The sequence below is a fragment of the Rhizobium sp. P32RR-XVIII genome, assembly GCF_012641395.1.
Taxonomy (GTDB): domain Bacteria; phylum Pseudomonadota; class Alphaproteobacteria; order Rhizobiales; family Rhizobiaceae; genus Rhizobium.
The window spans coordinates 380,535-402,394 of sequence record NZ_JABAIH010000001.1; the positions used below are offsets into that span (position 1 = coordinate 380,535).

The 21,860-nt window shown below is 60.9% G+C and carries 23 protein-coding genes; 16 read left to right on the forward strand and 7 right to left on the reverse strand.

Going from position 1 to position 21,860, the window contains the following annotated elements; genetic code table 11:
- Positions 1–5 precede the first annotated feature (5 nt).
- The gene (locus tag HGP14_RS01940) at positions 6–917 is read right to left on the reverse strand and encodes an SDR family NAD(P)-dependent oxidoreductase (protein WP_168828160.1); all 912 of its coding nucleotides are present in this window, start codon (positions 915–917) and stop codon (positions 6–8) included.
- A 217-nt stretch (positions 918–1,134) separates the two neighbouring features.
- On the opposite strand from HGP14_RS01940, the gene HGP14_RS01945 reads away from it, so the two are divergent.
- From HGP14_RS01945 to HGP14_RS01975, 7 genes are all read left to right on the forward strand, one after another.
- Complete coding sequence (locus tag HGP14_RS01945) at positions 1,135–1,803, forward strand: class I SAM-dependent methyltransferase (protein ID WP_168828161.1); 669 nt, start codon at positions 1,135–1,137, stop codon at positions 1,801–1,803.
- 15 nt (positions 1,804–1,818) lie between these two features.
- On the forward strand, positions 1,819–2,454 hold the full coding sequence (locus HGP14_RS01950; protein ID WP_168828162.1) for a TetR family transcriptional regulator: 636 nt from the start codon (positions 1,819–1,821) through the stop codon (positions 2,452–2,454).
- 172 nt (positions 2,455–2,626) lie between these two features.
- Entirely contained in the window at positions 2,627–3,505 is an 879-nt protein-coding gene (locus tag HGP14_RS01955; protein ID WP_168828163.1) for an aldo/keto reductase, read from the forward strand.
- 536 nt (positions 3,506–4,041) lie between these two features.
- Positions 4,042–5,295 carry an alpha/beta hydrolase gene (locus HGP14_RS01960; protein WP_205926995.1) on the forward strand — a complete coding sequence of 418 codons (1,254 nt, stop codon included), beginning with the start codon at positions 4,042–4,044 and terminating at the stop codon, positions 5,293–5,295.
- 73 nt (positions 5,296–5,368) lie between these two features.
- On the forward strand, positions 5,369–6,619 hold the full coding sequence (locus HGP14_RS01965) for an FAD-binding oxidoreductase (RefSeq protein WP_168828165.1): 1,251 nt from the start codon (positions 5,369–5,371) through the stop codon (positions 6,617–6,619).
- A 10-nt stretch (positions 6,620–6,629) separates the two neighbouring features.
- Entirely contained in the window at positions 6,630–7,340 is a 711-nt protein-coding gene (locus HGP14_RS01970; protein WP_168828166.1) for an SDR family oxidoreductase, read from the forward strand.
- Between the two features lie 16 nt (positions 7,341–7,356).
- Entirely contained in the window at positions 7,357–8,394 is a 1,038-nt protein-coding gene (locus tag HGP14_RS01975) for a 4-hydroxyproline epimerase (protein WP_168828167.1), read from the forward strand.
- Between the two features lie 106 nt (positions 8,395–8,500).
- Here HGP14_RS01975 and HGP14_RS01980 read toward each other — a convergent pair whose 3' ends face one another.
- Both HGP14_RS01980 and HGP14_RS01985 read right to left on the reverse strand, forming a co-directional pair.
- Positions 8,501–8,977, reverse strand: coding sequence for an RbsD/FucU family protein (locus HGP14_RS01980; RefSeq protein WP_168828168.1), 477 nt, complete (start codon positions 8,975–8,977; stop codon positions 8,501–8,503).
- Entirely contained in the window at positions 8,961–10,208 is a 1,248-nt protein-coding gene (locus HGP14_RS01985; protein ID WP_168828169.1) for an ROK family transcriptional regulator, read from the reverse strand. Before HGP14_RS01985 ends, HGP14_RS01980 begins: the two co-directional genes overlap by 17 nt.
- 229 nt (positions 10,209–10,437) lie before the next feature.
- Between HGP14_RS01985 and HGP14_RS01990 the strand changes: the two genes are divergently transcribed.
- From HGP14_RS01990 to pyrC, 6 genes are all read left to right on the forward strand, one after another.
- On the forward strand, positions 10,438–11,457 hold the full coding sequence (locus HGP14_RS01990; RefSeq protein WP_168828170.1) for a sugar ABC transporter substrate-binding protein: 1,020 nt from the start codon (positions 10,438–10,440) through the stop codon (positions 11,455–11,457).
- Positions 11,458–11,626: 169 nt separating this feature from the next.
- Positions 11,627–12,706 (forward strand): ABC transporter permease, encoded by a 1,080-nt coding sequence (locus HGP14_RS01995; protein ID WP_168828171.1) that lies wholly within the window; start codon positions 11,627–11,629, stop codon positions 12,704–12,706.
- Positions 12,706–13,488, forward strand: a complete 783-nt coding sequence (locus HGP14_RS02000) for an ATP-binding cassette domain-containing protein (RefSeq protein ID WP_168828172.1) — start codon at positions 12,706–12,708, stop codon at positions 13,486–13,488. Before HGP14_RS01995 ends, HGP14_RS02000 begins: the two co-directional genes overlap by 1 nt.
- On the forward strand, positions 13,485–14,111 hold the full coding sequence (locus HGP14_RS02005; RefSeq protein WP_168828173.1) for a nucleoside triphosphate hydrolase: 627 nt from the start codon (positions 13,485–13,487) through the stop codon (positions 14,109–14,111). The genes HGP14_RS02000 and HGP14_RS02005 overlap by 4 nt, the downstream gene beginning before the upstream one ends.
- 117 nt (positions 14,112–14,228) lie before the next feature.
- Positions 14,229–14,576 (forward strand): DUF805 domain-containing protein, encoded by a 348-nt coding sequence (locus tag HGP14_RS02010; RefSeq protein WP_168828174.1) that lies wholly within the window; start codon positions 14,229–14,231, stop codon positions 14,574–14,576.
- An 85-nt stretch (positions 14,577–14,661) separates the two neighbouring features.
- Positions 14,662–15,702, forward strand: coding sequence for a dihydroorotase (pyrC, locus tag HGP14_RS02015; RefSeq protein WP_168828175.1), 1,041 nt, complete (start codon positions 14,662–14,664; stop codon positions 15,700–15,702).
- Between the two features lie 68 nt (positions 15,703–15,770).
- On the opposite strand, the gene HGP14_RS02020 is transcribed toward pyrC, so the two are convergent.
- Positions 15,771–16,253 (reverse strand): DUF1772 domain-containing protein, encoded by a 483-nt coding sequence (locus tag HGP14_RS02020; protein WP_168828176.1) that lies wholly within the window; start codon positions 16,251–16,253, stop codon positions 15,771–15,773.
- Positions 16,254–16,255: 2 nt separating this feature from the next.
- Positions 16,256–17,080 (reverse strand): NmrA family NAD(P)-binding protein, encoded by an 825-nt coding sequence (locus HGP14_RS02025; RefSeq protein ID WP_168828177.1) that lies wholly within the window; start codon positions 17,078–17,080, stop codon positions 16,256–16,258.
- A gap of 97 nt (positions 17,081–17,177) precedes the next feature.
- Between HGP14_RS02025 and HGP14_RS02030 the strand changes: the two genes are divergently transcribed.
- A complete protein-coding gene (locus HGP14_RS02030) occupies positions 17,178–17,843 on the forward strand; it encodes a TetR/AcrR family transcriptional regulator (protein ID WP_168828178.1) in 666 nt (221 codons plus the stop codon).
- Here HGP14_RS02030 and HGP14_RS02035 read toward each other — a convergent pair.
- Entirely contained in the window at positions 17,840–19,111 is a 1,272-nt protein-coding gene (locus HGP14_RS02035; RefSeq protein WP_168828179.1) for an MgtC/SapB family protein, read from the reverse strand. The genes HGP14_RS02030 and HGP14_RS02035 overlap by 4 nt on opposite strands.
- Before the next feature lie 205 nt (positions 19,112–19,316).
- Here HGP14_RS02035 and HGP14_RS02040 point away from each other — a divergent pair, with 205 nt between their 5' ends.
- Together HGP14_RS02040 and HGP14_RS02045 are read left to right on the forward strand one after the other, a co-directional pair.
- Entirely contained in the window at positions 19,317–20,006 is a 690-nt protein-coding gene (locus HGP14_RS02040) for an orotate phosphoribosyltransferase (protein ID WP_168828180.1), read from the forward strand.
- Positions 20,007–20,097: 91 nt separating this feature from the next.
- Entirely contained in the window at positions 20,098–21,024 is a 927-nt protein-coding gene (locus HGP14_RS02045) for a carbohydrate kinase family protein (RefSeq protein WP_168828181.1), read from the forward strand.
- 3 nt (positions 21,025–21,027) lie between these two features.
- Here HGP14_RS02045 and HGP14_RS02050 read toward each other — a convergent pair whose 3' ends face one another.
- Positions 21,028–21,831 (reverse strand): alpha/beta fold hydrolase, encoded by an 804-nt coding sequence (locus HGP14_RS02050; RefSeq protein WP_168828182.1) that lies wholly within the window; start codon positions 21,829–21,831, stop codon positions 21,028–21,030.
- Between the last annotated feature and the right edge of the window lie 29 nt (positions 21,832–21,860).

The window sequence follows — 21,860 nt, forward strand, 5'->3', positions numbered from 1 at the left end:
ACCCGTCATGATGTGCTCTCTTGGTTGAATGCGTACCGCACGGACGTCAGGCTCTCGGCTGCCTGCCAGAGCTGTCGTCGCAGCTGTCCGTCGTTGGCTTGTTTCGGGACGGCGATTGCGCCTGGCGATCCGCGGGACTGGATGATTCTGGTCGGCCCGATATAGGCGCCCGCCTTCGCCATCGTTGCCGCGAAGGTCACCGTGTCGGCGACGCGATCGAGCGGATAACCGATTAGGCTTATCAAAACCTCCGCCGCCCGGCGCAGAACCGGCGAGGTGTGGCGCTGCAGGGCCGTTTTGGCTGTTCCGGGGTCCACGGCGAGGCTGGTCACGCCCGTTGCGGCGGCGCGCTTGCTGAGTTCGAGGGCAAACAGAATATCGGCGAGCTTCGACAACGCATAGGCGCGCATCGGCCGGTAATCTCCTTGCGATTGCAGGTCGTCGATGTCGAGAGGATACCAGCTGGCCGCGCGGGCGCTGACTGTGACGACGCGGCCGGACGCTGCCTCGATCGCCGGAAAAAGCCGGCCGGTCAGCGCGAAGTGACCGAGGAAATTTGTGCCCATATGCATCTCGAAGCCGTCCGCCGTGAGCGTGCGTTTGGGGATCATCATGACGCCGGCAACATTGAAGAGATGATCGAGAGGCGCTCCGCTTTCGAGCACGGCTTCTGCGAAGCGGGCGATTGAAACCATATTGCCGAGGTCGAGAAGGCCGAAAGAAAAGCTGGCCTGCGGCACGAGCCTGCGCAGCTCGGCGACCGCGGCGATACCCTTGTCTTTATCCCGTCCCGCGATCAGCACATCTGCGCCCTTCAGCGCCATTGCCTGGGCAACCTGGAAGCCGATGCCGGACGCTCCGCCTGTAACAATGACCTTTTTTCCGGTCTGTTGCGGCATGTCTTTCGCCGTCCACATATGTTTCGATTCCTGTAGCAGATTGCAAACAAATATTGCGTCAATTGCAAAAATGCAATAAATATAAAATTGCAACTGATAAAGGATTTGTGAGATGAGGCCGAACGAAATCGATGGAAGTGCCGCAAGCTGCATGAGAATGCCTTGGAATTGCCATTCTCGACGCGATGGTCGTGCGGGTACTCAAGCGACATTTCAGTCAGGTGGGCCAATCAAGATGGTTGCAGGCATTGGACACTCGGATTACCTGCATTTTTTCCGCTCATGGATCAGCAACCCCCTCCGCGTGGCGGCGATCGCTCCGTCCGGCACTTCGCTGGCGAAGCTTATGACACAGGAGATTGCCGCGCTTGACGGACCGATTATCGAGCTCGGACCCGGCACGGGTGTTTTCACGCGGGCGTTGCTCGAACGCGGCATAAGGGAAGAGGACTTGACGCTGATCGAATATGGTCCGGAATTCATCAGCAGCCTCGCGTCCCGCTTTCCGCATGCGCGCGTTCTGCAAATGGATGCCGCCCATCTCGGCCAAGCTGGGATATTCGAAGGCGAGCCGGTGAGGGCAGTCATCAGCGGTTTGCCGCTGCTTTCCATGTCGCCGCGCAAAACCACGGCCATTCTCGTCAGTGCCTTTGCGTATATGCGGCCTGGCGGTGCGCTTTATCAGTTCACCTACGGGCCTCGCTGCCCGGTGCCGCGCCCGATCCTCGACAGATTGGGGCTTAAGGCAACGCACCTCGGTGGTACTGTGCGCAACTTGCCACCGGCCGCAGTGTATAAAATTTCACGCCGTAAGCCGCTTGAGCTCTCGCGGGATCGGTTCAAATACCGTACCAGGGAAGCGGAGACGGGCACGGCCGCCGTTCCGGGAGAGACCCGCGGCTGATACAATCGGACGCAGATGGTTGAATTGAAACAAAGCGGCGCGGCGGAAGGCCGGCGTGAGCGCAAGCGGCGGGAGACGCGTGAGCGTATCGAGCAGGCGGCAATGACGCTGTTCCTCGAGAGAGGCTTCGACGCAACGACGATCGAGGACATTACCGAAGCCGCCGATGTCTCCAAGCGCAGCTTTTTCGATTATTTCCCTTCGAAAGAAGAGGTCGTCTTCGCATGGCAGGATTCCTTTGCCGATCGGCTGATGGCGGCCATCCTCGCGAGGCCCAAGGGCGAGCCGCGACTGAAGACCGTGGAGGAAGCGCTCATAGAAACCATCGTCGCTTCCGCCGATGAACGCGGTCTTGCCGTGGGCGAACTCGTCCGCTGCACACCGGCGCTAAAGGCGCGTGACCAGCTGAAATATGCGAAACTCGAGCTGAAACTGACGGACGCACTGGTGCTAAGAGCCGGCGACAGCAAGGAAGCGCGTATTCGCATGCGGCTTCTCTCGGCAATCGTCATTGGCGCATTGCGCGTGGGCGGCGAACTCTGGCAGGAACGCTCACCAGGGGCGCCGCTCGAAGCTTTCGCCAGGAGCATTTTTGCCGATCTGTGGACGGTCCTGTCGGAATTCGGCGAGACGGCAAAAGACCGGCTTTAGAGATTAACCCCTTCCGTTTGCGGCGGCCGATGGTGGTTTGAGGGCAAATGTCTTCGGCCTCGTGACTGTCATGCAGGCCATGATGCCCTATGTACGCAAGCGTCGCCGAGGCCGCACCATCAACGTCAAGCTCCACCGACTTTGAGCTTTTTGATCAACGAGAGGAAAGACCATGCCCGCCTTGAACGCAGCAAAATCCGGCACCTTCAAGATCGACGGTGATATCGAGGTCAATCGCCTCGGCTTCGGCGCAATGCGCATCACCGGCGAAGGCATCTGGGGTGATCCGGCAGACCACGACGAATCCATCCGTACGCTGAAGCGCCTGCCGGAACTTGGCGTCAACTTCATCGATACGGCCGATTCCTATGGCCCGGATGTTTCCGAGCTACTGATCAGGGAAGCGCTTCATCCTTATAGCAAAATGATTGTCGCCACCAAGGGCGGGCTCACACGGCATGGCCCCGACATCTGGCTGCCGCTCGGCCGTCCGGAATATCTGATCCAGCAGGCGCACAAGAGCCTTCGCAATCTCGGCGTCGAGCAGATCGATCTCTGGCAACTTCACCGCATTGATCCGAAAGTGCCGGCAAAGGAACAGTTCGACACGGTCAAGTCGCTGCTCGATGCAAAGATCATCCGGCATGCCGGTCTCAGTGAAGTCTCGGTTGCCGACATCGAGGCGGCTTCGAAGCACTTCAAGGTCGCCACCGTGCAGAACCGTTACAACCTCGTCGACCGTACCAGTGAGGATGTGCTGGACTATTGCGAAAAACACAAAATCGGCTTCATCCCCTGGTATCCGCTGGCCGCCGGCGATCTCGCAAAGCCGGGATCGCTGCTCGATACGATCGCGAAGAAGTACAATGCGGCGCCAAGCCAGATCGCGCTGGCCTGGGTGCTGAAGCGCAGCCCCGTGATGTTGCCCATCCCCGGCACTTCCAAGGTGAAGCATCTGGAAGAGAATGTCGCTGCCGTGGATATCGCGTTGTCCGACGAAGAGTTCAAGGCGCTCGACGGCGAAGGCAAGAAGCTCTTCAGGGCTGCCTGATCTGCTCCGCCAATCTCTGAATCGGCCGCGGCTTTCCGGGGCCAACTCTATTTTACCCATCTAGAAGCCGCGGGCTGGTTGGCAGAGCGGCAAGATATCGACTTTGTGCGGTCATATTTTGCGCAATGATTTAACCCCTGATCCAAAATTGCTGCAAAATGAGGCGGCTTTGCAATACTGCTCCATTAAGCCATGCGAGAAATGCATTGCTGCGTTGCGGTAATGTCTCTATTCCCGATGAAATTAATTGGGTATTCATAGCTTCGTAAGCAGCGCACTCCTCCTCCCAGCGCTCCTTACTTCGACTGGTAACACTCCTCCTCCCAGTTACCAGTCAGGATCAAGAGCCCGGTGCACCTCCTCCCGCGCCGGGCTCTTTTCTATTTCAGCCTCCAACGTCAGTTTGAACCCGCGAGGCTATTGTCTGGGCGGCTGCCTTATTTGACTCCCACTGCGTCCGCTGCTTATTAGCCCGCCATCCAGCGTCCGGTCAGGCGCTGATGTTTGAGGTAGGGATGTTTGACGGATTGGCGGCCATGCGGAAGACGCTTGTGAGCGTAACGCTCGCCGCCTTCTTGTTGTCAGCCTGCGGTGGGCGGCATATCGGGGTGATGACGCCGGTCGGATCAGCGCAGCCCGGCACCTCCGAAGTCGATCTTCTCGTCGCAACCACCCGCGCACCGGACAAGGATCCGGCCGTTCTCTTTTCCGGCGAGCGCGGTACTGGTCTGATGTTGAACGCGGTGGAGGTCTCTATCCCGCCGGATGCCAACCGCAAGGTCGGTCAGGTGCAATGGCCGAAGCGCCTGCCGGCAGATCCGCTTCGCGATTTTGTCACCGTGTCGGTCGACCCGTTGGAAGGTGAAAAGCCCGGCGAGGTCTGGCTGAAGAACCATATGCCGAAGAGCCGCCGCGTGCTGATCTTCGTCCATGGCTTCAACAATCTCTACGAAGATTCGGTCTACCGCTTCGCGCAGATCGTTCACGATTCGCACGCGGACGTCGCCCCGGTCGTCTTCACCTGGCCTTCGCGCGGCAGCATCTTCGACTATAATTACGACAAGGAAAGCACGAACTACTCCCGCGACGCGCTGGAAGAGCTGCTCCACCGCGCTGCCCAAGATCCTGCGGTCGGCGATATCACCATCATGGCCCATTCGATGGGCACCTGGTTGACGGTCGAGGCGCTGCGCCAGATGGCGATCCGCGACGGGCATGTTGCAAGCAAGATCAACAACGTCATCCTTGCCTCGCCTGATCTCGACGTCGACGTCTTCGGCCGCCAGTTCGCCAGCCTTGGCAAGGAGCGGCCCCACTTCACCATCTTCGTTTCGCAGGACGACCGGGCTCTTGCGCTGTCACGCCGCATTTCCGGCAATGTCGATCGCCTTGGCCAGATCGATCCTTCCGTGGAGCCTTATCGCAGCAAGCTCGAGGCGGCGGGTATCACTGTCCTGGATCTCACCAAGCTCAAGGGCGGCGACAGGCTGAACCATGGCAAATTCGCTGAAAGCCCGGAGGTCGTGAAACTGATCGGCGACCGGCTGATTGCCGGCCAGACGATTACCGATTCGCGGGTAGGCCTCGGGGAAGCGGTTGGCGCTGTCGCGATCGGCGCGGCCCAAACCGTCGGAAGTGCGACGAGCGTCGCTGTCAGCACGCCGATTGCGATTTTTGATCCGCGCACGCGCCGTAACTACAATGCCCAGCTGAAACGCCTCGGTCAGTCCATGGAAAATACCGCGGGCTCGGTCGGAGATACGGTCGGCGCCGGCTTGCCGACGCAATAAATTTCCCATAGGCATTCGTGCAGTTCTGATATATCACAGCGGCCCGAAGCCGTTGCCTCTGATGGATGATGACATGAGCAATGAAATCAGGCCGACCGTGGCCGTTGTCGGTGCGGGCGTGATCGGCGCTTCGATCGCTTTCGAACTGCAGCGGCGCGGCTTCCAGGTGACATTGATCGATAAAGGCGAGCCCGGCCGCGGCACCTCCTACGGCAACATGGCCAGTATTGCGCTTGACTTCGCCGCGGGCTCCGGCCCGGCGACGTGGAAGAGAATTCCAGGCTGGCTGATGGACCCCGAGGGGCCGGTCTGGCTGCGTCCATCCTACGCGCCGAAAATGCTGCCTTGGTTCCTGCGCTTCATTGCGGCCGGACGTCCATCCCGCCTTCGCGAGATCGAAGATGCAGGCATGAGCCTGACCCGCCAGGCACTTGGCGATTTCCGCGCCATGCTTTCTGCGATCGGCGCGCCGGAGCTCATGACGGAGGAGGGCTGCCTCGCGATCTATGAGACCGAGGCCGAATTTGCCGCCGATCGCGGCCATATCGAGATGATGCAGCGCTACGGCTTCGATTTCGAGGTGCTGAACGGCGGCGCGATCCGGCACTACGAGCCGGAACTTTCGCCGTCGATCGCAAAGGCCGTGCTTTTGCCGGACAACAAATCCATCCGCGATCCGTACCAATTGGTTGTCAAATTGGCGGATGCCGCCCAGGCGGCAGGCGCGCGCTTCGTCTCCGGCGCGGTGCGCAATATCGAACGCAAGCCGGGTGGGGCTGCACTCGTGTTGCTCGAGGATGGCAGGGCCATCGAGGTGAATTCGGTCGTCCTGGCAGCCGGGGTGCACACGCGCGTGCTTGCCGAAAGGCTCGGCGAGCCGATCCCGCTCGAGACTGAGCGCGGCTATCATACGCAGGTCATGAAGCCCGGCATCTCCATGCGCTATGCGGTCATCTGGCCGCATCGCGCCTTCATGGTAACGCCGACGGCAGGAGGCATTCGCGTCGGCGGCAATGTTGAACTCGCGGGTCTTGCAGCACCACCGGATTTCCGCCGGGCGCGAGTGCTGGTGCGTCATGCACAACGCGCGCTGCCGGGTTTGAAAATTGAAGAAGCGACCGAGTGGATGGGCCACCGCCCCGCGCTGCCGGACACGATTCCGATTATCTCGCCTTCATCGAAGATGCCTGGCGTCTGGTATGCGACCGGCCACGGCCATCTCGGCCTGACGCTTTCGGCAACGACAGCGCGGTTGATCGCCGATATGGTGACAGGGGCCGAACCTGCGGTCGGCATGACCCCTTTCCGCATTGATCGATACTAGGAGGAAACCGATGCCGGATAATGCGAAACCCGTAGCGCTGATTACCGGTGGCGGCCGGGGCATGGGCGAGGCAATCGCCCGCGAGCTCGCCGCGCAAGGCTACCGCCTGGCGCTGATGTCGCCCTCCGAGAGCTGCGAAAAGCTGGCAGCGGAGCTCGGCGGCGTCGCCTCCCGCGGCGTCGCGGAAAAGGCAGAGGACATTCAGGCGATCTTCGACCTGACGATGGGGACCTATGGCCGCATCGATGCGGTGGTGAACCACACCGGCCATCCGCCCAAGGGCGACCTCCTCGACATCACCGACGAGAACTGGACGCTCGGGTCCGACATGATGGTGCTTTCGTTGGTGCGCATGGCGCGGCTCGTGACACCGGTGATGCTGAAGCAAGGCAAGGGCGCCTTCGTCAACATCACGACCTTCGCCGCCTACGAGCCGTCGCTGATATTCCCTATTTCCTGCACCTACCGCGCAGCGGCGGGCGCGTTTGCGAAGCTCTATTCGGATCGCTATGCGGCTGACAACATCCGCATGAACTGCATCCTTCCCGGCTATATCGACAGCCTCAACCACAAGCCGGAAACTGCCGAGAAGATCCCGATGAAGCGCATCGGCCACATGGAAGAAATCGCCAAGACTGCGGCCTTCCTGCTCTCTGACGGGGCCGGCTACATCACTGGCCAGAATATCCGCGTCGATGGCGGCATCACGCGCCACGTTTGATTTTGGAGTTTGAACGATGAGATGGAAGCGCACGATCCAGCTTCTGGATGTCCATGCGGAAGGCGAAATCGGCAAGGTCGCGATCGGCGGCGTGCCGAAGATCCCTGGCGAGACCGTCGCCGCGCAGCTTGCCTGGTTGAACAGCGATCCGAAGGGGCAGGAGCTTCGCCGCTTCCTCTGCCTGGAGCCGCGCGGCGCCCCGATCGGCTCCGTCAACCTGCTGCTGCCGCCGAAGCATCCCGATGCGGACGCTGCCTTCATCATCCTGCAACCGGATCAGGCGCATGCGAGTTCCGGTTCGAACTCGATCTGCGTTACCACAGCGCTGCTCGAATCCGGTATCGTCGAAATGCAGGAGCCGGAAACCGTCGTCACGCTGGAAACAGCGGCCGGCCTCGTCAAGGCTGTCGCGACCTGCCGCGACGGACGCTGTGAGAAGGTGAAGCTCACCATGGTGCCCTCCTTCGTGCATGAACTCGACGTGTCGGTCGAGACGCCGCATTGGGGCACGATCAAGGTCGATATATGCTATGGCGGCATCTTCTATGCGCTTGTCGATGTCGGCCAGATCAACCTGACGATCGAGAAGGCCAATGCTGCGGCCCTTGTCCAGGCCGGCATGATCCTGAAAGACCTCATCAACCGTGCAGTCCCGGTCGTGCACCCGGAAATCCCGGCCATCTCGGGCGTTGCCTATGTGATGTTCCGCGACCTCGAAGCCGACGGCACGGTACGCACCTGCACGACCATGTGGCCCGGCCGGGCCGACCGCTCGCCCTGCGGCACCGGCAATTCCGCCAACCTCGCCACGCGTTATGCCCGCGGCACCGCCAAGGTCGGCGACGTCTTCAAGTCGCGTTCGATCATCGGCTCGGAATTCGAAGTCGGCTTGCAGGCGGTCACCGAAGTCGCGGGCCGCCCTGCGATCATTCCGACGATCACCGGCCGCGGCTTCACCTTCGGCCTGTCGCAGGTGGCGCTCGACCCCTTCGATCCGCATCCTGGCGGTTTTGCGCTGACGGATGTCTGGGGACCGCAGGCGGGCGAGATTTGAGCGTTAGAGCAATTTCAGGAAAAGTGCGCAGCGGTTTTTTCGTCCGGAATTGTGTGAAAACAAAGAGATAGAGCGGTTCCGTGATTCCGTGAAAAGCTGAACCGCTCTAGTAGTCGAAAGGCTCCGCCGTCGTCTTGACGTCCTCGCCGGGGGCTTTCGGATAGATGACGCCCTTGCGCAGGATGATGTTGGCGTAGAGACGCGGCTCGCTCGTCTGGATAACGGCGTGGGCGGCGCGTACGCGATTGTAGAAATCCTGGCCGACGAGTGGCGTCACTTGGCGATGCGGCTCGTGCTTGGCGCAGCAGTCGATCATCTCCTCGTGGACGGGGTCGAGCTTGTCGCGCTCGGATTTCACCGTCGAGCGGAAGATCGCTTCCGCCACGAAGTCGTCGATCGGCAGGACGCTGAGAACGGCGTCGAGTACAGGCACGATACCGTGACCGTCGAGGCGGATCAGCCGGCGCGCATGCTCGACACCCGGATAATTGCCGTCGACGATGGCGATTTCGTCGCCGTGGCCCATCTCCCGTAGCGTCGCAAGCAATTGCGGACTTAAGAGAGGATCAAGCCCCTTCAGCATTCTCGATCTCCTTGAAGAGTACATTCTGATCGGTCAGATAGCGGGCGAAAATCGGCAGGCTAGCTCCGCCGATGGCGCGTGCCTGGGCCCCGACCGCGCCTTCGATAATCTCCGGCATGACGACGCCCTGCAGGTCAAGCTTCGCCGCTTCCTGGATGGTCGCATGCACGATACGCTTGCGCACCCAGCCGGGGAAGCCGCCGTCGATGACGGCTGCGCTGAAATCGATGATCGAGGCTGCAGCGACGATCGCCTGCGCCAGCGCTTTCGCCGTATCCTGGATCCAGGTTTCCATCGGTTCGCCGAAATCCACCCAGTCGTTGGCGGAATACCAGAGCGGCTGAGGGTCGATGCCCTTCTCGCGCAGCATGTTTTCAAGCACGAAGATCGAGGCGATATCGAGAAGCTGACGGTTTTCACCATTCTTGCCGCGGACCGGGAGAGGGCCAATCGCGCCTGCGGTGCCCGTGCGGCCGGAGAAGATTGCCGAGTTGAGAACGATGCCGCCGCCGATGAAGGAGCCGATGAAAAGATAGACGAAATCTGGATAGGACGGGCCGACGCCGAAAACGAGCTCCGCCCCGCAGGCGCTGGTCGCGTCGTTTTGCAGATAGACCGGATGCGAGACGCGGGCCGCAACTTCCGCCTGCAGGTCGAACCCGCGCCAGACCTCCATCGCGCCCTCCGGGGCACCGACCTCGTCAGCCCAGTTCCAAAGCTCGAAAGGAGCCGCAATGCCCAGTCCAGCGACACGGCTTCGCTGCTTGTCGTCAAGCCTGCATTCGAGTTCCCCAATGCCGGCGATGATAAAATCAAGTATTTCGCCGGGCAATGGATAGGCATAGGTCCGGTGCAGTTGCATGCGGATGCGTCCGACGAAATCCATCAACACCAGATCGGCGCTGCGGCGACCCATCTTGACCCCGAAGGAATAGACGGCGTCCGGATTGAGAAGCATCGGGATCGACGGTTGCCCGACGCGGCCACGCACGGGTTCGCCTCTTGAAAGCAGGCCCTCCTTCTCCAATTCCCGCATGATGACGGAAACGGTCTGGGCGGAAAGACCGCTGCGGCGTGCGATATCGGCTTTCGAAAGGGAGCCGTAGAGGCGTACCAACGAAAGGACAAGCCGCTCGTTATAGGCGCGGACCCTGATCTGGTTCGCGCCTCCGGCGGGGTTCAGAATTGGTGGTGGAGCCGGTGCTTGCACCGGACCGTCCAAGGACGACATTGGCCACTCCTCCCGTTCATTGGCCTATGCCTCATTTTTTATCAGCATGCCATAGGGAATTAATAATTCAATCAGATTTATTTATTGACAAGCGAATTTCTTTTCGCTCTTAATTGCGATCGTCAACGGTAGGGACGGCCTTTTGGGGGAGACAATCCGCAGGGTCGTCCCGTGCTTCATATTCCGGTTCTGCCATGCGGGCGTTCCGGCTAATCTGTGGGAGGAATTCATGAAGAAATCAGTTCTTGCTTTCGGCGCGCTCGCGCTCGGCGTCGCCTTTTCCGCTCCGGCGATGGCGGCAGATGTTTCCGCCTGCCTGATCACCAAAACCGACACCAATCCCTTTTTCGTGAAGATGAAGGAAGGTGCGACTGCCAAGGCCAAAGAGCTTGGCATGACGCTGAAGTCCTACGCAGGCAAGATCGACGGCGACAGTGAAACCCAGGTGGCGGCCATCGAAACCTGCATAGCAGACGGGGCAAAAGGTATTCTGCTGACCGCCTCCGATACCAAGGGCATCGTTCCCGTGGTGAAAAAGGCGCGTGATGCGGGAATTCTGGTGATCGCGCTGGATACGCCTCTCGATCCGATCGATGCGGCTGATTCCACCTTCGCCACTGACAACTTCCTTGCTGGAAAGTTGATCGGCCAGTGGGCCGCCGCAACGCTCGGCGATGCCGCCAAAGACGCGAAGGTTGCCTTCCTCGACCTGACCCCGGCACAGCCGACGGTCGGCGTCCTCCGTGACCAGGGCTTCATGACGGGCTTTGGCATGGATACGAAGGATCCCAACAAGATCGGCGACGAAGACGACTCGCGCATCGTCGGCCACGACGTCACCAACGGTAACGAGGAAGGTGGACGCACCGCGATGGAGAACCTTCTCCAGAAGGATCCGACCATCAATGTCGTCTATACGATCAACGAGCCGGCCGCTGCCGGTGCGTTCCAGTCCCTGAAGGCCGTCGGACGCGACAAGGACGTCCTGATCGTCTCCGTTGATGGTGGCTGCCCGGGCGTCAAGAACGTCACGGAAGGCGTCATCGGTGCAACCTCTCAACAGTATCCGTTGCAGATGGCGGCGCTCGGCATGGAAGCCATCAAGAAGTTCGCCGACAGCGGCGAAAAGCCTAAGCCGACCGAAGGAAAGAATTTCTTCGATACCGGCGTCTCGCTGGTGACCGACAAGCCCGCATCGGGTGTCGAATCGATCGACACCAAGGCCGGCATGGACAAGTGCTGGGGCTAGGAAGCCGCAGCCGATGCGAAGGCGGGGGCGCGCTTGCCCCCGCTGCCCGACTCATCTTTGACAGCACGCCGAATTGGGTGCAGCTTAATCGAAATCGCTAAAATACCGGACCCTGCAAGCCGGGCAGCGATGCGCCCCCGGAAATGGGGCTCAGGCGGGAGGAATATCCATGAGCGAGCCTACTACAGCCGCACCGCATCACGACTACGAAAAAGTTCTCAGGGACAGTTCGACCGAGGTCGCCTCATTCGACACGCATGAGCGGACAGCCCTTCAGAAGTTCCAGCATTTCCTGCATTCCAGTCCTTCGACAGTGTCGCTGATCGTGCTGGTACTGTCGCTGATCGTCTTCGGGGTCCTGCTCGGGACCAAGTTTTTCTCTGCCTTTGCCTTGACGCTGATCCTGCAGCAGGTCGCGATTACCGGCATCGTCGGCGCGGCCCAGACGCTGGTCATCATGACCGCCGGCATCGATCTGTCGGTTGGCGCTATCATGGTCCTCTCTTCCGTCGTCATGGGGCAGTTCGTCTTCCGCTATGGCTTTCCGCCGACTATTGCCATTCTCTGCGGTTTCGCTCTGGGCGCGCTCTGTGGCTATATCAACGGGCTGCTCGTTGCGCGCATGAAGCTTCCGCCATTCATCGTCACGCTCGGCATGTGGCAGATCGTGCTGGCGACCAACTTCCTCTATTCCGCGAACGAGACCATTCGGGCGCAGGACATCGAGACGAATGCGCCGATGCTGCAGTTCTTCGGCAACACGTTCCGTGTCGGCGGTGCGGTCTTCACCTATGGCGTCGTCGCCTTGGTGCTGCTCGTTGCCCTCCTGTGGTACGTCCTCAATCATACAGCCTGGGGGCGCCATGTTTATGCCGTAGGCGATGATCCGGAAGCGGCGCAGCTTGCCGGTGTTAACGTCAAGCGCATGCTGATTTCCGTCTACGTACTTTCGGGCGTGATCTGTGCGCTCGCCGGCTGGGCCCTGATCGGCCGTCTCGGCTCCGTCTCTCCGACGGCAGGCCAGTTCGCCAATATCGAATCCATTACGGCAGTGGTGATCGGCGGTATCTCGCTCTTCGGCGGACGCGGTTCGGTCTTGGGCATGTTGTTCGGTGCGCTGATCGTGGGCGTCTTCTCGCTCGGTCTGCGCCTGCTTGGGACGGACGTGCAATGGACTTATCTCTTGATCGGCGTGCTCATCATTGCTGCCGTCGCGATTGACCAGTGGATCAGAAAGGTAGCAGGCTGATGGCTCAGGAACCCATTCTCACCACGCGCGGCCTCGTCAAGCGCTATGGCCGGGTCACGGCTCTCGACCATGCCGACTTCGATCTCTATCCGGGCGAAATCCTTGCCGTCATCGGCGACAACGGCGCCGGCAAATCCTCGCTGATCAAGGCGATCTCCGGAGCTGTACGTCCGGACGAAGGCGAAATCCGCCTCGAAGGGCAGCCGGTGCACTTCCGCTCGCCGATCGACGCCCGCAAGGCTGGCATCGAGACGGTCTACCAGAACCTGGCACTGTCGCCGGCACTCTCGATTGCCGACAACATGTTCCTCGGCCGCGAAATCCGCAAGCCGGGCTTCATGGGCCAATATCTGCGCAAGCTCGATCACAAGGCGATGGAAAAGATGGCCCGTGCCAAGCTTAACGAACTCGGCCTGATGACCATCCAGAACATCAACCAGGCGGTGGAGACGCTCTCGGGTGGCCAGCGCCAGGGCGTGGCAGTGGCTCGTGCGGCTGCCTTCGGCTCGAAGATGGTCATCATGGACGAACCGACGGCTGCTCTCGGCGTCAAGGAAAGCCGGCGGGTTCTGGAACTGATCCTCGATGTTCGGGCCCGCGGACTGCCGATCGTGCTCATCTCCCACAACATGCCGCATGTCTTCGAAGTGGCCGACCGCATCCACATCCACCGCCTCGGTCGGCGCCTGACGGTTATCAATCCGAAGGAATACACAATGTCCGACGCCGTCGCCTTCATGACCGGCGCCAAGACACCTCCGTCGGAAACGGTCGCCGCATGAGCGAAGAGGTCGAAAATATCGCCGGCGAGGTCATCAGACGCGCCGGCGATGCAAGGCGGTTCCTGATCGCCATCGCCGGCCCGCCGGGTGCCGGCAAATCCACCATGGCCGAAGGTCTGGCCGAGGCGCTGAAAGCGAGGAGCGAGAGCGCGGAAGTGCTCCCCATGGACGGCTTTCACATGGACAATGCGATCCTCATCGAGCGCGGCTTGCTCGCCCGCAAGGGCATCCCGGAAACCTTCGATGTTCGCGGCTTCCTGGATATCATACGTGCCGTCAGGCCTGCGGATCAGGAGGTTCTCGTGCCGGTCTTCGACCGCTCGCGCGAACTTGCGATCGCCTCTGCGCGCGTCGTCTCGCCGGAGCATCGCTTCATCATCGTCGAGGGTAACTATCTGCTGCTCAGCCTCGGTAAGTGGGCGGAGCTCGAGGGCATCTTCGACTACACCGTCATGCTCGCCCCGCCGATCGAGGTCCTGGAAGAGCGCCTCTGGGCGCGCTGGCGCGGCTACAAGCTGACGGAAGAGCAAGCGAGCGCCAAGGTCTATGGCAACGACCTGCCGAACGGCAGGCTGATCCTCGCCAACCGCCGTCCCGCCGATATCACGCTCGAGATTGCCTGATCCTGTGTGATTGCGCCTGGCGTGCTCGCCTTGCGGAGCCTGGAGAATCGGTGCATCCTCACCCGAATACAACTTCTGCTTTGCAGCGGAGGTTCTGTGGGCCAGAGGGAGCCGGACATGAACTTCACGGAAGCCGTATCGTCAGTCTTCTCAAAATACGCCGTCTTCAGCGGCCGGGCCGGGCGCCCGGAATTCTGGCTGTTTGCGCTCTTCAATGTGATCGCGTCTTTGGTCGTTGCATTCATCGACAATCTGTTGTTCGGCCACGAGATCCTCGGTGCAATCTATGGCCTCGGCGTGCTGCTTCCCAGCCTTGCCGTCGCTGTCCGCCGACTGCACGACATAGACCGCTCCGGCTGGTGGATTCTGGTCGGTCTCGTCCCGCTGATCGGCTGGATCATCCTGCTCATCTGGTATATCCGCCCAGGAACGCCCGGCCCGAACCAGTACGGTCCGCCGGTCTGAAAATCCGAGGCGAAATGTTGCCATTGCCCGCACAGGGGTGATAATGCCGGGGCTGAACCTATAGGCCAGCCGCCGGAGCCGCAGCATGCAATCGATCACCATTCGCCGTCCAGATGACTGGCACCTCCACCTACGTGACGGCGCGGTGCTGGAAGGGGTGATCGGCGATACCAGCCGCGATTTCGCTCGCGCCATCATCATGCCGAACCTCGTGCCGCCGGTCGTGACGACGGCGGACGCGGCAGCCTATCGCGAGCGGATCATGAAAGCCTTGCCGAAGGGCGATCGCTTCGAGCCGCTGATGACACTCTATCTCACGGAGCACACAAGCGCTGACGATGTGGAGGAAGGCTACAAAAGCGGCCTGATAACGGCGGTGAAACTCTATCCGGCAGGTGCCACCACCAATTCACATGGCGGCGTGCGCGACCTAGAAAAGGCGATGCCGGTGTTGGAGCGCATGGCGAAGATCGGTCTGCCGCTCTGCGTGCATGGCGAAGTCACGACGCCCGAGGTCGACATCTTCGATCGCGAAGCGGTGTTCATCGAGACCGTGCTGGACCCTTTGCGCAAGCGCCTGCCGGAGCTGAAGGTCACGATGGAGCATGTCACGACGGCCGACGGCATCAATTACATCAAGTCGTCGAAGGCCAACCTCGCAGGCTCCATCACCACACATCACCTGATCATCAACCGCAATGCCATCCTCGTCGGCGGCATTCGCCCGCATTATTACTGCCTGCCGGTCGCCAAGCGCGAAAACCATCGGCTGGCGTTGCGTGCGGCAGCGGTCAGTGGCGACCAGCGGTTCTTCCTCGGCACGGACTCGGCGCCGCATGTCGATCCGCTGAAGGAATGCGCCTGCGGCTGTGCCGGCATCTACACGTCGGTTAACACTATGAGCTGCCTTGCGCATGTCTTCGAACAGGAAAACGCGCTCGAAAAGCTCGAAGCCTTTGTCTCGCTGAACGGCCCCGCCTGGTATGGCCTTCAGCCGAACGAAGAGCGCATCACGCTCGTGAGGCGTGAAAAACCCGTGGCGTTTCCGGCAAAGGTCGAAACGGGTGCTGGACTGGTGACCGTGTTCGACCCCATGTTCCCGCTGCATTGGGAGGTTGAACGCTAGCGGTGCGGTCACGGGCCGCTTGCCGCTAGAGAGTGGCGGGAGGGCAGCACCGTCCGGCGCCCCATCAATCACGGGATCATCAAGGCCCGGACGAACGCGATTGCGGCAAGGAGCGATGCGGTGGTGCGAACATGGTTCCACCGCGTCCAGTCCTTCAGATAGTTATTCCAGAGGCTTACCGTTTCTGCCCCGCTGCCGCTGAGTTTCGCCAGCGCATCGTTCATCGGCACGTTGAAAATGATGGTCGAGAGGAAGCATGCAACGACATAGAGCGTCGCACCAGCCAGCATCCAGACGCTGGCGCTTCCACGCCAATCGATGAGCGCCAGGACGCCGATCAGCAGGCACAGGATCGCGGTCGGAACGAACAGCACCATGAACGGCGAGCGCACGATGGTGACGTTGATCGAATTCATCGCCGCGATTCCCTGCTCCGGCGGAATGCGGGCGAAGGCCACCATGATGAAGGTCGAAAAGGCGAAGAAGATACCGGCAACAAGACCGCTGCCGATCGCCGCCGCCGCAAGTGCGAGCATGAGGATCGTTGCCATGTTCATGCCCTCCAGACGCCGGTCGCCGCGGCCTCGCGGACATATTGGCCGAAGTCTTTCGGGGGCCGCCCGAGGATTTCCGTCACGCCGTGCATGACGCGCGAATTGCGGCCGTCGAGCACCTGACTGAAGAGCTCTTCCAGAAGATCAATTGCTTCTTCCGGCATCCCGCCCGAGGAAAGAACGGCTTTAAATTCGGCCATCGCTATCTGCCGGTAGCGGATCAGCCTGCCGGACGCTGCGGCAATTTCGGCAACCGCCTCGCTGAAAGTGAACGCGCGAGGTCCAGTCAGCTCATAGGTTTTGCCGCGATGGCGCGGATCGGTCAGTGCAGCAACGGCAGCGTCGGCAATGTCGTTGGCATCGATGAAGGGTTCCTTTACCTCGCCCGCCGGCAGCGCGAGTTCTCCCGCAGCAATTGATTCCGCAAACGCGCCTTCGCTGAAGTTCTGGAAGAACCAGGAGGCTCGCAGGATCGTGTAGTCGATGCCCGAGGCCTTGAGGGCCTCCTCGCTACGCTCGGCGCCTTCCTCACCGCGGCCGGACAGTAGCACGATGTGCCGTAGCCCGCATTCTGCGGCTGTCTTGGCCAGTGCGCCGATAGCGTCGGCCGCCCACGCGACGGCGAGATCGGGCTGAAAGGCGACGTATGCGCTGGTGCCCCCCGCGAGTGCCGCGGGCCAGGTCGTCCTATTTCCCCAATCGAAGGGGCGGGCGCTGGACCGCGAGGCGAGGCGATACTTGAGGCCGAGATTTTCGAGGCGTGGCGCTACGCGGCCGCCGGTTTTGCCCGATCCGCCGACAAGGATGATTTCCGCATTCTGCATGTCGAATCCTCCTCCTAAAAAGAGAGAAACTCTCTCATTTGCGTAATGAGATAAACTCTCTTATTTTAAGAGTCAATCGAAAATTGGAGAGCAGCGAATGCCGGAGCCGGCGGCGGTCAAGCGCAAGAGACAGCAGGAGCCGACTGGCCAGCCGAGACGGATTCCGCGTCAGCAACGGGGGCGTGACCGTTTCGAGAAGATACTCTTGGTGGCGATCGGCTTGATCGAAACGAAGGGCAGCGATGCCTTGAAGATGAGCGAAATCGTCGAAAAGGCCGGACTTTCCTTCGGGGCGCTGTACCAGTATTTCCCGGACAAGAGCTCCATCATCCGAACCCTCGCCGAGCGCTTCAACGAGCAGGGCAGACACTGCGTCGAGCAGGAATTGGCCAAGGTGACGAGCCCCGAAACGCTGCAGCAGGCGCTCTGCAACATTGTCGATCAGTACTACGATTTTTTCCGCCGCGAGCCTGTCATGCGCGACATCTGGCATGCAACGCAGGCCGACAAGCTGTTGCAGCGGGTCGACGCCGAGGACATGGAATTCCACGCACAGAGACTGTTCACGGTTCTGGCGAAGCTCTGGCCGAAGCGCGAAGCGCACGAATTGCTCTCGGTTGCGCGGCTGACGATGCATCTGCTGGCGGCGGCCGTGCGCTATTCGATCTCGGTCAGCGAGGAGGAAGGACGGGCCGCGATGGCGCTCTACAAGAAGATGCTGCCGGCCGATATCGGCGGCCTCCTCGATAGCGGCTCGTGTTAGTCGCCGATAAAGCTGCGGAACGCGAAATAGGCCACAGCGCCCATGGCAACTGCGACGGTCGACGCCAGCCCCAAAGCGATACCGTATTGCCGCGCGCCGGCGGTGGAGGCCAGAATCGCCTTCGTCGCGGTGTTGACGGCCACCGCAATCAGGATGACGTCTGCGGCAGTTTTGACGTTGATAGCGGAGCCCGCCAACCGCGCCGTTGAGAGCGTGATTGCGTCCACATCAACAAGACCGGAAATTGCAGCGACGGCGAAAAGCGCGGACGGGCCGAGGTAGTCGATGGTCATCTTCGATACCAGGCTGATCAATCCGAGCAGCGCCGCGAAGGAGAGAACAGCCCGCAACTCAAAGGGGTTCTTCAGCTTTATTTCCGGCACCTCGGTTCCGGAGCCGGAGCGCCAGACACAATAGAGACCTGCAACCAGAAGGCCGATGATCGCCGGGATCAGAGCGGACGCAAGCGGGGCAAGCAAGTCGAAGGACAAGGCGGCGCCGATAATCAAAACGCGGGCAAAGGACAAGGCGCCTGCGATCGCCGCTCCGGCCGCAAGATGGGTCGAGCCCTCAGGTGCTTCCTTTGAATACCGGGCAAACGAGAGCGTCAGCGCGGTGGAGGAAACCAGCCCTCCCGCCGCGCCTGCCAATAGAATCCCTCGGCTCGTGCCTGTCGCCTTGATGGCGATGTAACCGGCAAAGGAAAGGGCCGCGATGGTGATCGTCAGCACCCAGAGAGAGAAAGGATTGAGCGCACCCCAAGGGTCGAGTGCCCTGTCCGGCAGGAGCGGCAGCGCAATCACCGTCATGGCGAGCAGCATCAGCGCCGAGCGCAACTCCCGCCATGTCAAGCCTCTGAGAAAGCCGTGCAGCTTCTGGCGTGCAGCAAGGACTACCGCTGTTGCAACGCCGCCAGCTGCCGCGGTGACGATATCACCGAGAGCGGCAAGGGCACCTAGCCCGAAAACCACGAGTGCGGCCACGACAGAGGTTATGCTGTAGTCCTCATCTTCCTGTGTTTCCTGCCACTTACCTGCGATATAGGCGAGGCCGAGCAACAGCGCGATCGTCGCGGGCAGGAAGGGGCCGGTCATGGAATGAAGCGTTCCGGCTATTCCGCCGAGAAAGCCGGTGAGCCCGAATGTACGGATACCCGCGGTTCTCCCGCCCGCGCGTATGTCGCGCTCTTGCCAGCCGCGCTCGACGCCGACGAGCAGACCGATCGCAAGCGCCACACCGAGCCGTTGGAAGATTTCGATATGTTCCATGCCACAACGATATGCCCGTCGCGCGGCCGTGCAAGCTGAAAGAAGGCGACATCTCCTGCCACAGAGCCATTCCGGTTGGCAGATGCCACAACACTGCGCGGAGAGGCCGATTTTGCCTGCATTCTTCGCGCCAAGGCGTTCGCCGTTCTGGAATCTTGCCGTGCTTGCTGCTATGGCCCCATAGATTTGAGCAAAGGAGAGAGCGATGATCCAGACGACATTCACCGACCGCGCCGTGATGGCGGAACTCGTGGCGAAGATGCTCTGGGAGATCAAGGCCGTGCACTTCAACGCCGCCCAGCCGTACAAGTTCGCCTCCGGCATGGCGAGCCCGGTCTATATCGATTGCCGCAAGCTGCTCTCCTTTCCGCGTGTCCGCTCGACTGTGATGGATTTTGCCTCCAGCATTGTGTTGCGCGAGGCCGGCTTCGAGCAGTTCGATTGCGTGGCCGGTGGCGAAACGGCGGGCATTCCCTTTGCCGCATTGCTTGCCGATCGCCTCAGCCTGCCGATGATCTATGTCCGCAAACAGCCGAAGGGCCACGGCCGCAACGCGCAGATTGAAGGCAACATGCCGGAGGGCTCGCGTGTCCTCGTCATCGAGGACCTGACGACCGCCGGCGGCAGCATGTTCAAGTTCATCGATGCGGTCCGGGCTGCCGGTGGCGTGGTGGAACACGGCATCGCGCTCTTCTACTACGGCATTTTCGATGAAGGGGCGCTGCGTTTTGCCGATGGCAAGGTGAAGCTGCACTACATCGCTACCTGGCGCGATGTTCTTGCCGTTGCGAAAGCGCAGAAGCTCTTCGACGAGAAAACGCTTAGCGAAGTCGAGGCCTTCCTGGACGCTCCGCTCGCCTGGTCCGCACGCCACGGCGGCATCTCGTCGCTTTAGGGGCAGAATAGGCGAAGTGCCGCTTTGCTTTTGCCATGAAGTTATTTAATCGATTTGAACATCCAAATTCGCAAATGCCTGGGAGGTCGGAATGATTTTGTGCTGTGGCGAAGCGTTGATTGACATGCTGCCGCGGGAAACGACGCTCGGCGAGCAAGGCTTTGCGCCTTATGCCGGCGGCGCAATCTTCAACACGGCGATCGCGCTCGGCCGTCTGGGCGTGCCGACGGCCTTCTTCACCGGCATTGCCGACGACATGATGGGCGAAATCCTGCTCGACACGCTGAAGGCGAGCAATGTCGATTACAGCCTCTGCGCCATCACGCCGCGCCCTTCGACGATCGCCTTCGTCAAGCTCGTCAACGGTCAGGCCACCTATGCCTTCTATGACGAAGGCACGGCGGGCCGCATGATCACGACGGATGACCTGCCGTCGCTTGGCGATGACTGCGAAGCGCTGCACTTCGGTGCCATCAGCTTGATCCCGAGCCCCAGCGGCGAAACCTATGAGGCGCTGCTTAACCGGGAGGCGGAAAAGCGTGTCATTTCGCTCGACCCGAACATTCGTCCCGGCTTCATCAAGAACAAGGAAGCCCACATGGCGCGCATCAAACGCATGGCGGCTAAATCCGACATTCTGAAATTCTCCGACGAAGATCTCGCATGGTTCGGCCTCGAAGGCAGCCATGACGATCTGGCGGCCTTCTGGCTGAAGCAGGGTGCCAAGCTCGTCGTTATCACCAAAGGCGCGGAAGGCGCTGAGGGCTACACCAAGGACCGCAAGGTTGCGGTTCCGAGCCAGCGCGTCACGGTGGTCGATACGGTCGGTGCAGGCGATACCTTCGATGCAGGCATTCTCGCTTCGCTGAAGAGGGACAATCTGCTGACCAAAGCCCAAGTCGCCTCGCTCGACGAGAAAGCGCTCCATAATGCGCTGTCTCTCGGCGCCAAGGCGGCGGCTGTCACCGTCTCCCGTGCTGGCGCAAACCCGCCATGGGCGCGAGAAATCGGTCTCTGAAGCTCAACCGAGTCTATCAAGAAACCCGAGCACTTCACGGTTGAACAGCTCGGGTCGCTGCAGCGGTGCGAAGTGGCTGACGCCGGCCATGAGAATGAGCTCGGCGTCGGGGATGTTCCGCGCCAGATAATCCGCATGCTCTCGGCGGATGAATTCATCCTTTTCTCCTAGCACAATTGCAACCGGCGCCCTGATGCCTTGGAGCTGCTCCGCGGTATAGTTCGGTTCGCTCTGCATCATCTTCGTTACATCGGCGACAAAGGCGTCGAACCCGGCAGGTGTTGCGGAAAGCGCCTGATAATCCTTACGGTGCCGGCTGAAGCAACGATCGATAACCGGTGTCGGCTTGAACTCGAGGGTTCCGCTCGGATCCATGTTGCAGGCGAAGAAGAAGACGCCGGAGACGCGCTCCGGATGCTTGTCGGCGAGGATCAAGGCCGTGCAGGCGCCATCGCTCCAGCCGACGAGCGCCGCCTTTTGAAGCTTCAGGTGATCCATGACGGCGAGGACGTCCGATGCCATCCGCTCATAGCTGAACGGCCGTTCGTCGCGGGTGCTGCGCCCGTGCCCCCGGCTGTCGATAAGGATCACCTGCCGCCCGGAATTCACGAGCGCTGGAAGCTGATAGCCCCAGTTTCCGGCATTGCCGAGCCCGCCATGCAGCAAGATGACAGCCGGGCCGGAGCCATAGGCGGCATGCCAGATCCGGGCACCATCGTTTTCGACGAAGCCGTCGCGGTCAGCCACCGGCAACGGCGCCGCACCGTGCGCCTCGAAGCTAACGAGTTCGTCGTCCGTCACGTTCATTCGATCTCTCCTGAAAGCAATTTACATGA

What these genes read in the sequence shown, in the direction of transcription:
- HGP14_RS02005 (WP_168828173.1), top strand. Translation starts at nt 13,485, where the DNA reads ATGAGCGAAGAGGTCGAAAATATCGCCGGCGAGGTCATCAGACGCGCC.
- HGP14_RS02040 (WP_168828180.1), top strand. Translation starts at nt 19,317, where the DNA reads ATGATCCAGACGACATTCACCGACCGCGCCGTGATGGCGGAACTCGTG.
- HGP14_RS02020 (WP_168828176.1), bottom strand. Translation starts at nt 16,253, where the DNA reads ATGGCAACGATCCTCATGCTCGCACTTGCGGCGGCGGCGATCGGCAGC.
- HGP14_RS02000 (WP_168828172.1), top strand. Translation starts at nt 12,706, where the DNA reads ATGGCTCAGGAACCCATTCTCACCACGCGCGGCCTCGTCAAGCGCTAT.
- HGP14_RS01940 (WP_168828160.1), bottom strand. Translation starts at nt 917, where the DNA reads ATGTGGACGGCGAAAGACATGCCGCAACAGACCGGAAAAAAGGTCATT.
- pyrC (WP_168828175.1), top strand. Translation starts at nt 14,662, where the DNA reads ATGCAATCGATCACCATTCGCCGTCCAGATGACTGGCACCTCCACCTA.
- HGP14_RS01990 (WP_168828170.1), top strand. Translation starts at nt 10,438, where the DNA reads ATGAAGAAATCAGTTCTTGCTTTCGGCGCGCTCGCGCTCGGCGTCGCC.
- HGP14_RS01970 (WP_168828166.1), top strand. Translation starts at nt 6,630, where the DNA reads ATGCCGGATAATGCGAAACCCGTAGCGCTGATTACCGGTGGCGGCCGG.
- HGP14_RS01975 (WP_168828167.1), top strand. Translation starts at nt 7,357, where the DNA reads ATGAGATGGAAGCGCACGATCCAGCTTCTGGATGTCCATGCGGAAGGC.
- HGP14_RS01980 (WP_168828168.1), bottom strand. Translation starts at nt 8,977, where the DNA reads ATGCTGAAGGGGCTTGATCCTCTCTTAAGTCCGCAATTGCTTGCGACG.
- HGP14_RS01950 (WP_168828162.1), top strand. Translation starts at nt 1,819, where the DNA reads ATGGTTGAATTGAAACAAAGCGGCGCGGCGGAAGGCCGGCGTGAGCGC.
- HGP14_RS02010 (WP_168828174.1), top strand. Translation starts at nt 14,229, where the DNA reads ATGAACTTCACGGAAGCCGTATCGTCAGTCTTCTCAAAATACGCCGTC.
- HGP14_RS01995 (WP_168828171.1), top strand. Translation starts at nt 11,627, where the DNA reads ATGAGCGAGCCTACTACAGCCGCACCGCATCACGACTACGAAAAAGTT.
- HGP14_RS01985 (WP_168828169.1), bottom strand. Translation starts at nt 10,208, where the DNA reads ATGTCGTCCTTGGACGGTCCGGTGCAAGCACCGGCTCCACCACCAATT.
- HGP14_RS02030 (WP_168828178.1), top strand. Translation starts at nt 17,178, where the DNA reads ATGCCGGAGCCGGCGGCGGTCAAGCGCAAGAGACAGCAGGAGCCGACT.
- HGP14_RS01960 (WP_205926995.1), top strand. Translation starts at nt 4,042, where the DNA reads ATGCGGAAGACGCTTGTGAGCGTAACGCTCGCCGCCTTCTTGTTGTCA.
- HGP14_RS02025 (WP_168828177.1), bottom strand. Translation starts at nt 17,080, where the DNA reads ATGCAGAATGCGGAAATCATCCTTGTCGGCGGATCGGGCAAAACCGGC.
- HGP14_RS02035 (WP_168828179.1), bottom strand. Translation starts at nt 19,111, where the DNA reads ATGGAACATATCGAAATCTTCCAACGGCTCGGTGTGGCGCTTGCGATC.
- HGP14_RS01955 (WP_168828163.1), top strand. Translation starts at nt 2,627, where the DNA reads ATGCCCGCCTTGAACGCAGCAAAATCCGGCACCTTCAAGATCGACGGT.
- HGP14_RS02045 (WP_168828181.1), top strand. Translation starts at nt 20,098, where the DNA reads ATGATTTTGTGCTGTGGCGAAGCGTTGATTGACATGCTGCCGCGGGAA.
- HGP14_RS02050 (WP_168828182.1), bottom strand. Translation starts at nt 21,831, where the DNA reads ATGAACGTGACGGACGACGAACTCGTTAGCTTCGAGGCGCACGGTGCG.
- HGP14_RS01945 (WP_168828161.1), top strand. Translation starts at nt 1,135, where the DNA reads ATGGTTGCAGGCATTGGACACTCGGATTACCTGCATTTTTTCCGCTCA.
- HGP14_RS01965 (WP_168828165.1), top strand. Translation starts at nt 5,369, where the DNA reads ATGAGCAATGAAATCAGGCCGACCGTGGCCGTTGTCGGTGCGGGCGTG.